This is a genomic window from Elstera litoralis (assembly GCF_000963705.1).
In the GTDB taxonomy this organism is placed as follows: domain Bacteria; phylum Pseudomonadota; class Alphaproteobacteria; order Elsterales; family Elsteraceae; genus Elstera; species Elstera litoralis.
This window is the reverse complement of the sequence record NZ_LAJY01000565.1, coordinates 1-8,187: the sequence shown is the minus strand read 5'-3', so window position 1 is coordinate 8,187 and position 8,187 is coordinate 1. Positions and strand designations below refer to the sequence as shown.

Genomic DNA, 8,187 nt, shown 5'->3' with positions numbered 1-8,187 from the left:
GGTTTCGACGCGCTGGCGCAGGCGCTCGCACAGGGCGGTGGCGGTGGCGAGGTCGGCGTTGGGGAAGGCGAGGGTGAATTCTTCGCCGCCGTAGCGCGCCACTACGTCGCCGGGCCGGGCTTCGGCGATCAACAGGGCGGCGAGGGCGCGCAGGACCGCGTCGCCGGTTGCGTGGGAGAAACCATCATTGATGCGCTTGAAATCATCGATATCGGCAATCGCCAGCGCCAGCGGGGCGGCGCTATACTGGGCTTCGACGATCAAACGGTCGACGACCGCATCGAAATGACGGCGGTTATAGAGCCCGGTCAGCCCGTCGCGGATGCTGGCTTCATAGAGTTGCTGCGCCTGGGTACTAATCTGCCGGTAGGATTCGTGCAGGGCGGCGTTACTTTGGGCGATTTCTTCGCTCATTCGGTTAAAGCTTGCGCCAATAGGCCGATTTCGTCGCGGGAGGTCACGGGCACCTGCTGGGGAACGGCCCCGTCGCCCATTTTGGCGAGCGCTTGAAGCAGCGGGGTGATCGACCGGCCAAAATGCCGCCCCGCCAGCAACCCCAGGCCGAGCGCCATCAGCGCCGCCGCGCCAATGCCCCAGGCCAGCGCATTCTGCATCGCGGCGAGATAGGCGAGATCGGTGGTGGAATAATTGGCGTCGCCCTCGCGCGAGGCATAGGCGACGATTTCGCCCTTCACCCGGATCGGCACCGCCTTGCGGCGCTGCTCCGGCGTTGCCTCTTTTCGCTCGCCGTTGGGCGGGTTACGCCGGTCGAGGCGAACCCAGCTGGAATCGAAGAGCATAAAGCGGAAAGGTGGGCGAAAATTGCCGCCGCTTCCGTCGAAACCTGGGGCGTCTGGCCCTGGGGTTCGGCCCAGGGGCCGGGGGCGCTGGGGAAGGGCCTGCGCGCCCGTATCGTCGCCGGTATCGGCGTCGGCCCCCTGCACCGCCAGAAAATCCTTCCGGCGGCGGACGAACTGGGTGAAGGGTTCGGCGCGAACCCCCGCCTCCCACGAGCCATAGGTGAGCCAATAGGCCGCCACATCGCCGCGAAAATTGCGCGCCGAGATGGTTTCCACAATATCGCCAAACCGCCGCTCCAGCCGCTCATAGGCAACACCCCACATGACCCCGACCGAGAGCAGGCTGGTAGCGAGTAAGGCGATGATGAGCTTCAGCCGTAACGACATTTCGTCCCATTCCTGAAAGGCGCAAACCCTGAAAGTGCCGCGCGGCGGGGGAATAGGTCAAGCATACAGACGCAGGCGATGGCTGACGGGGAAGCGCGTGACGCTGCGGGCAAAGGCCTCTATGGTCGCGTCACCGCCGTTGACCCCGGAACCCGCTATGGCTTTCTTTGTCTCGAAACTCCTGTGGATTATCGCCAATCCCGCCAATTTGCTCGGGATTCTGGTGCTGATCGCGGCGCTGGCGGCGCTGCTGCGCTGGCGGCGGATAGGGGCGGTAGCGCTGACGCTCCTCGTGCTGCTGTGCGGCATGCTCACGCTAACGCCGGTGCCGAACGACCTTCTATCCGCGCTGGAAAACCGCTTTCCGCAGCCCGATCTCGCTAAGCTGCCCAAAGTCGATGGCGTGATTGTTCTGGGGGGCGCGGTCGATACGCACCGCTCCAGCGCGTTTGCGACGCTGGTCGTCACCGATGCCGCCGAACGGCTTTTGGCTTTGGTCGATCTCGGGCGGCGCTATCCGGCGGCAAAACTGGTGATGACGGGCGGTTCGGCCGATATCGATGGCGAGGGGGCCGTGCGCGAGGCCGATTTGGTCCGCGACCGTTTTTTGCCGATGGTCGGCTTCGATCCCGCCCGCGTGGTGTTCGAGCGCGATTCGCGCAATACCGATGAGAATGCCCGCTACAGCCGTGCCCTGGTCGCCCCGCAGCCCGGCGAGGTTTGGCTGTTGGTGACCAGCGCCTATCATATGCCGCGCGCCGTGGGGATTTTCCGCCAACAGGGCTGGCCGGTGGTGCCCTATCCGGTCGATTTTGGCGCCGCGCCGGACAGCCAAATCAGTTTCGATCTGCTCGGCGGTTTACAGAATTTCTATTGGGCGAGCCGGGAATGGATCGGGCTCACGTATTACTGGGCACTCGGGCGCACGGAAAGCTTCTTTCCGGCCCCGTAATGAGCGCTCGTGATTGCGTCATACGCGTGCCTGTGCGAGAAGAACGGACGTAAGATCAACGATGGGGCGCCGCAATGCGAGCGATGGGGATTAAGATCAGCCGAGGGGCCGCGCTCGCCGCCGCCATGCTGCTCGCCCAGCCTGCTGCGGCGCAAGATAAGCCCAGCTTCGATGCCTGGCTGGCGGGGTTTCGGCTCGATGCCGCGCAAAAGGGCATTTCCCCGCGCACGCTCGATGCCGCGTTGACCGGGATCGCGCCGATTCCGCGCGTGCTGGAACTCGATCAGCGCCAGCCGGAAAAAACCATCCGCTTCGAAACCTATCGCCGAGGCGTGGTCAGCGATGCACGGGTGAAGGCGGCCAAGGAACGCGCCGTGCAGCACCGGGCGGCGCTCCAGGCCGTTTCGGCCGAGAGTGGCGTTCCGGCGGCTTTCATTCTGGCGCTTTGGGCGGTTGAGAGCGATTTTGGGCGCGGGCAGGGCGGTTTCGCCGTCATCCCGTCGCTGGCGACCCTCGCCTATGACGGGCGGCGGCAGGCGTTTTTCGCGGGTGAGTTGCTGGCGGCGCTGACGATTATCGAGCGGGGGGAGGCGACGGTCGGCCAATTGCGCGGCTCCTGGGCCGGGGCGATGGGCCAGTCGCAGTTCATGCCATCGAGTTACCTTAAGTATGCCAAAGACGGCGATGGCGATGGTAAGCGCGATATTTGGCGCAATCCGCGCGATGTATTTGCCTCCATCGCCAATTATCTGGCCACCGTTGGCTGGCGGCAGGACCTGCGCTGGGGCCGGGAGGTGCGGGCGTCGCAGCCGGTGCCGAGCGACCAGATCGGCGTGAAAACCCGGAAGTCCTTGAGCGATTGGGCGGCCCTCGGCGTCACGCGCCTGGATGGAGCAAAGCTAACGGGGCCTGCGGGGCTCGACGCCTCGCTGATCCAGCCCGATGGGCCGGAGGGGCCATCGTATTTGGTCTATGACAATTTTCGAACCTTGATGGATTGGAACAGATCGACCTATTTCGCCACAGCGGTTGGCTTGTTGGCAGATCGGATTGGGGATGGTTAAGCGGATGATGGTGACGGACGTAAACTTATCCCCCTTGCGGAGTGTGCTGCGATTCGGCTGTGTCGGCCTGATGGCGGCGGGGCTTGCGGCCTGCGGTGGCGGTGCGCGCGGGCCAAGCACGGGGGCAAGCACGACCTCGCCTCAAACGGGGGCGATAACGTCGCAAGTACCTGAAAAAGCCGTTTATAAGGTGGGCGCGCCCTATCAGATCAATGGCGTCACTTATTATCCGTCCGAAGATTTCACGTATGATGAAACCGGCGTTGCCTCCTGGTACGGTCCGGGGTTTCACGCCAAACTCACCGCCAATGGTGAGGATTACGATCAAAATGAAATGACGGCGGCGCACCGCACGCTTCCGATGCCGAGTTTCGTGCGCGTGACCAATCTCGACAATGGCCGGGTCGTCGTGCTGCGGGTGAATGATCGCGGCCCCTATGCGCGCGGTCGGATCATCGATATTTCCCGGCGCGGCGCGCAATTGCTCGGCTTCGATCAAGCGGGGACGGCGCGGGTACGCGTGCAGGTTCTCACGGAGGAATCGCGCCAGATGGCCGATGCCTTACGCAGCCAAGGCCGGACCGCGCCCGATGCCGCCAGCAAGGGCAGTGGCACCTTGATCGCCCGCGTGGCCCCGCCGCCAACCGATCCGAAAGCCAGTGCCGCTCCGCGCAGCAGTGTCGCGGTCGAACGGTTGGATGCGCCGAACGGTGTGAAAACCAGCACGACGCCGAACGGTGCCGCGCCCGCCGCAGGCCAAGCCCCGATCACCGGCAGTCAGCCAATCATTGCGCCGCCGCCCGATCCGACCGGCCTCGGCGCGACGACGACCCCGAAACGGACACAATTGTTTATTCAAGTGGCGGCACTCTCCAGTGAAACAGGCGCGCGGGTTCTCAGCGACCGTCTCACCAGCTTCGGCAAAGTGGTGATTCAGCCCATCGTTGCCGCCAATGGCCAAAGACTACAACGGGTGCGCATCGGCCCGCTCGCCAGCGTGGACGATGGCGACCGCACCTTGGACGATGTTATCAATCGCGGCGGCTATCCCGATGCCCGCCTCGTGGTGGAATGAGTGAAGGAGTAAAGGGGCAATGCGCGAGAACCTCGGCACGCGGCAAAATCTCTCCGGCAGCGTGTTCGGCGGCCTATCCGCCCTGCTGATTGCGCTGACCTTGGCGGCGCAGCCGGTCGCGGCCCAGCAGACGCAAGGGGCAAGCCCCCGGCGGCCAAACCCGCACCCGCCGCGAAAGCCGCACCCGCGAAGCCCCCAACCCAAACACCGCCGCCGCCGCCCGCGCCGACAGTGAATGCGAAGGGTTGGCCGGTCATAGAAACCACCGGCACGCACGCGCTGCTGATTGATGCCAATACCGGCACGATCCTGATGGATAAAAACGCCGATCAGCGCATGTATCCCTCGTCGATGACCAAGATGCTGACCACGCATATCGTTTTTCGAGAAGCTCAAAAAGGGCGACATGAAAATGACCGACGAGCTGACGATTTCAGAGAAGGCCTGGCGAACCGGCGGCTCGAAAATGTTCATCGACGTTGGCTCGCGCGTGACCATTCAGGATCTGCTGCACGGGGCGGTCATCGCGTCGGGGAATGACGCCTGTGTGGCCCTTGCCGAGGGGATTTCCGGGACCGAGGAAGCCTTCGCCGAAGAAATGAACCGCCACGCCAAAGCCATCGGCATGACCGATAGTCATTTTCGCAACTCCTCCGGCTGGCCCGATCCCGACCATTGGACCACGGCCCATGATTTGGCCGTGCTGGCGCTCTCGACCATTCGGAATTTCCCCGAATATTACCCGATGTATGCGCAGCGCGAGTTCACCTTCAATAATATCAAGCAGGGCAATCGCAATCCGCTGCTCTATGATTTTCCGGGCGCCGATGGGCTGAAGACGGGCCATACCGAAATTGCGGGCTATGGGCTCACCGGCTCGGCAGTGCGCGACGGGCGGCGGTTGGTTCTCGTCGTCAATGGTTTGAAATCGTTGCGGGACCGCGCGCAAGAAACCGCCCGCCTGATGGAATGGGGTTTTCGCGAGTTCGATTCGTACCTCGTCGGCAAACCCGGCGACCCGCTGACCGATGTGCCCGTCTGGCTCGGCACGCAGCCCAGCGTGAGCGTAACGGTGAAAGACTCGGCCTATGTCACCCTGCCGCGCCGCTTGCGCAAGGATATGGTGGCGGTGGCGAAATTCGACGGGCCGGTCGAAGCACCCGTACTGAAAGGTCAGCCAGTCGGCAAGCTGGTCGTTACGGCCCCCGGCACCGATGCGATTGAAATTCCGCTCGTGGCCGCAGCGGATGTGCCGGAACTCGGCCTGTTCGGGCGGGTCGCGCGGCGATGCGGCATTATGTTCTGGGGTCGGCCCAATAGGCGATGCCCCAACACAATGAAATGGCACGCTTCATTAGCTTCGAGGGCGGCGAGGGCGGCGGTAAATCCACTCAGATCGCCCGCCTTGCCGATTGGTTGCGCGGGCACGGGCAAACAGTGGTCGCGACCCGCGAGCCGGGCGGCTCGCCAGGGGCAGAGGAAATCCGTGCGCTGTTTGTGAGCGGGGGCGCCGACCGCTGGGACGGGGCGACCGAAGCCCTACTGGTCTCCGCTGCCCGCCGCGATCACGTTCGCAAAACCATTCTTCCCGCCCTGGAATCCGGGGCTTGGGTGCTCTGCGATCGTTTCGCCGATTCGACGCTGGCCTATCAAGGCTATGGCCGGGGCCAACCGTTACCGATGCTGCGAAGCTTGCAGGAAATTGCAACCGATGGGCTGCTGCCGAGCCTAACCCTATGGCTCGATCTGCCGTTGGAAGAGGGGTTGCGCCGGGCCGCCCAGCGCCGGGGCGGGGAGGCGCGTTTTGAAGGGCTCGATCTCGGGTTCCATCGGCGCGTTGCCGAGGGCTTTGCCGCGCTTGCCGCTGCTGAACCCTCACGGTTTCGGCGAATCGATGCGGACGGCACGCCGGAGGCTGTGAGCGCCCGTATTGCCGCCGCCATCTGCGCCCACTTCCCCGATCTCGCCTGATGCGCCCGCCGCGCGAAACGCTCACCCTGGTTGGGCATACGGCCAATGAGCGGCTGGTGAGTGAGGCGCTGTCCGGCGACCGAGTACCGCAAGCGTGGCTACTGACCGGCCCGCCGGGGGTAGGAAAGGCCAGTTTCGCCTACCGCATGGCGCGGTTTCTGCTGACCGGCGGTGGCCAGGACAGCGGCTCCAGCCTCTTCGGCGATAGCGCCCCCGTCACCAGTCTTGCGGTCGATGCCGATCATCCCGCCGTCCGCCAAATCGCTGTCGGCTCGCACCCCGATCTGCTCGTCATCGAACGCGAGATGGACGAAAAGCGCGACAAGATGAAATCGGCGATCAGCGTCGATCAAGTGCGCGAGATCGGCCAGTTCCTGCATCTCACCGCCTCGCAGGGCGGTTGGCGCATCGTACTCATCGATAGCGCCGATGAGATGAATACCAATGCCGCCAATGCCTTGCTGAAGATTCTGGAGGAGCCGCCAAAGCGCGCCCTGTTGATTCTCGTCAGCCATACGCCGGGCCGCCTGCTTCCCACGATCCGCTCGCGCTGCCGCCTGCTGCGGTTCGCGCCGCTGTCGCCGGAGGAAGTGCGGATAGCAGCGGAGGCGGTGCTCGACGGCGAACCGCTCGATCCTATCGCCGTCACCCTCGCGGAGGGTGCCCCAGGCCGCGCCTTGGCGCTCGCCGATCCCGAAACCCGCAGTGTGCTCACCGATCTCCTCGCCCTGCTGCGCCACGCCCCCAACGGCGATCCCGCCGCCCTGCACGGCTTTGCCGAAAAGCTCGGCAAGGCGGCAGCGGACGCGCAGTATCGCAGTTTTATTGACCAATTCGATGCTTGGCTGATGCGCGTCATCCGCCATTCGGCCCGAACAGGCAGCGTTCCCAATGATTTACCGGGTGAAGCGCAGGCGGCAGAAGCGGTATTGCGCGCGGCAGGAAGCCTTGATCGATTGATCGAGGTGTGGGAAAAAAACGCTCAGCTTTTTCGGCAGACAGACGGGCTTAATCTCGACCGCAAACAGGCGGTTCTCTCGGCCCTTCTGCCTCTGACCCAGCGACTATAATTCTGAAGGAATTTCGATGACCGCGCCGCAGTCCGCTTTGTCCCACTATTACCTGACCACGCCGATCTATTATGTGAACGATAAGCCCCATATCGGTCATGCTTATACGACGCTCGCCTGCGATGTGCTGGCCCGCTTCCTGCGCCTCGACGGCACAAATGTGCATTTCCTCACTGGCACCGACGAGCACGGTCAGAAGGTGGAAAAATCGGCGGCAGCGGCAGGGATCGACCCGAAAGCCTTTACCGATAAAGTTTCTCAGAATTTCCGCGATCTCGCCGTCCGGATGAATTTCACCAATGATGATTTCATCCGCACCACCGAGCCGCGCCATTACGCCGCCTGCCAAGCGCTGTGGAAGCGCTTGATGGACAAGGGCGAAATCTATTTAGGCGCCTACGAGGCTGGTACGCCATTCGCGACGAGGCCTATTACGCCGAATCCGAGTTGATCGAAACCCCCACCGGCAAGAAAGCCCCGACTGGGGCCGAGGTGGAGTGGGTGACGGAGCCGAGTTACTTCTTCCGCCTGTCCAATTGGGGCGAAAAGCTGCTGGACTTCTATGAGGCGAACCCGGATTTCATCGCCCCGCGCTCGCGCCGCAATGAGGTGTTGAGCTTTGTTAAAAGCGGCCTGCAAGACCTATCGGTCTCGCGCACCAGTTTTTCCTGGGGCGTGCCCGTGCCGGGCGATGACAAGCACATCATGTATGTGTGGTTCGACGCCCTCACGAATTACCTGAGCGCCCTCGGTTACCCCGATGAAAACGGGGCACTTTATAAGGATTTCTGGCCGCCCGCGCTGCATATGGTCGGCAAGGATATTCTGCGCTTCCATGCCGTCTTCTGGCCCGCTTTTCTGATGGCCG

General features: G+C 63.5%; 9 protein-coding genes and 2 pseudogenes. 9 read left to right on the top strand and 2 right to left on the bottom strand.

Translation table 11 applies throughout. The annotated features are described in order from the left end of the window. The coding region (locus VZ95_RS17500) for a GGDEF domain-containing protein (protein ID WP_156995375.1) at window positions 1–414 on the bottom strand (414 nt) is incomplete at its 3' end. Further along, complete coding sequence (locus VZ95_RS17495) at window positions 411–1,187, bottom strand: HAMP domain-containing protein (protein ID WP_045777000.1); 777 nt, start codon at window positions 1,185–1,187, stop codon at window positions 411–413. The genes VZ95_RS17500 and VZ95_RS17495, both read right to left, overlap by 4 nt. Window positions 1,188–1,344: 157 nt before the next feature. Here VZ95_RS17495 and VZ95_RS17490 point away from each other — a divergent pair, with 157 nt between their 5' ends. The 9 genes and pseudogenes from VZ95_RS17490 to VZ95_RS17455 form a co-directional block, all read left to right on the top strand. After that, window positions 1,345–2,139 carry a YdcF family protein gene (locus VZ95_RS17490; protein ID WP_045777003.1) on the top strand — a complete coding sequence of 265 codons (795 nt, stop codon included), beginning with the start codon at window positions 1,345–1,347 and terminating at the stop codon, window positions 2,137–2,139. 74 nt (window positions 2,140–2,213) lie between these two features. Next, window positions 2,214–3,203, top strand: a complete 990-nt coding sequence (locus VZ95_RS17485; RefSeq protein ID WP_232302730.1) for a lytic murein transglycosylase — start codon at window positions 2,214–2,216, stop codon at window positions 3,201–3,203. Then, window positions 3,196–4,278, top strand: a complete 1,083-nt coding sequence (locus tag VZ95_RS17480) for a septal ring lytic transglycosylase RlpA family protein (protein WP_156995374.1) — start codon at window positions 3,196–3,198, stop codon at window positions 4,276–4,278. The genes VZ95_RS17485 and VZ95_RS17480 overlap by 8 nt, the downstream gene beginning before the upstream one ends. A 19-nt stretch (window positions 4,279–4,297) precedes the next feature. Further along, window positions 4,298–4,513 (top strand): hypothetical protein, encoded by a 216-nt coding sequence (locus tag VZ95_RS17475; RefSeq protein WP_045776999.1) that lies wholly within the window; start codon window positions 4,298–4,300, stop codon window positions 4,511–4,513. A 77-nt stretch (window positions 4,514–4,590) separates the two neighbouring features. Then, window positions 4,591–4,635: pseudogene (locus tag VZ95_RS29445) on the top strand (hypothetical protein); the annotation flags it as partial. Window positions 4,636–4,690: 55 nt separating this feature from the next. Then, window positions 4,691–5,779 (top strand): D-alanyl-D-alanine carboxypeptidase family protein, encoded by a 1,089-nt coding sequence (locus tag VZ95_RS23270; protein WP_232302729.1) that lies wholly within the window; start codon window positions 4,691–4,693, stop codon window positions 5,777–5,779. Further along, a complete protein-coding gene (gene tmk, locus VZ95_RS17465; protein ID WP_232302731.1) occupies window positions 5,674–6,249 on the top strand; it encodes a dTMP kinase in 576 nt (191 codons plus the stop codon). The genes VZ95_RS23270 and tmk overlap by 106 nt, the downstream gene beginning before the upstream one ends. Further along, complete coding sequence (locus VZ95_RS17460; RefSeq protein WP_045776997.1) at window positions 6,249–7,319, top strand: DNA polymerase III subunit delta'; 1,071 nt, start codon at window positions 6,249–6,251, stop codon at window positions 7,317–7,319. Before tmk ends, VZ95_RS17460 begins: the two co-directional genes overlap by 1 nt. 16 nt (window positions 7,320–7,335) lie before the next feature. Continuing rightward, window positions 7,336–8,187 (top strand): annotated as a pseudogene (locus VZ95_RS17455) (methionine--tRNA ligase); the annotation flags it as partial.

What these genes read in the sequence shown, in the direction of transcription:
- VZ95_RS17485 (WP_232302730.1), top strand. Translation starts at nt 2,214, where the DNA reads ATGCGAGCGATGGGGATTAAGATCAGCCGAGGGGCCGCGCTCGCCGCC.
- VZ95_RS23270 (WP_232302729.1), top strand. Translation starts at nt 4,691, where the DNA reads ATGACCGACGAGCTGACGATTTCAGAGAAGGCCTGGCGAACCGGCGGC.
- VZ95_RS17490 (WP_045777003.1), top strand. Translation starts at nt 1,345, where the DNA reads ATGGCTTTCTTTGTCTCGAAACTCCTGTGGATTATCGCCAATCCCGCC.
- VZ95_RS17480 (WP_156995374.1), top strand. Translation starts at nt 3,196, where the DNA reads ATGGTTAAGCGGATGATGGTGACGGACGTAAACTTATCCCCCTTGCGG.
- VZ95_RS17460 (WP_045776997.1), top strand. Translation starts at nt 6,249, where the DNA reads ATGCGCCCGCCGCGCGAAACGCTCACCCTGGTTGGGCATACGGCCAAT.
- VZ95_RS17475 (WP_045776999.1), top strand. Translation starts at nt 4,298, where the DNA reads ATGCGCGAGAACCTCGGCACGCGGCAAAATCTCTCCGGCAGCGTGTTC.
- VZ95_RS17495 (WP_045777000.1), bottom strand. Translation starts at nt 1,187, where the DNA reads ATGTCGTTACGGCTGAAGCTCATCATCGCCTTACTCGCTACCAGCCTG.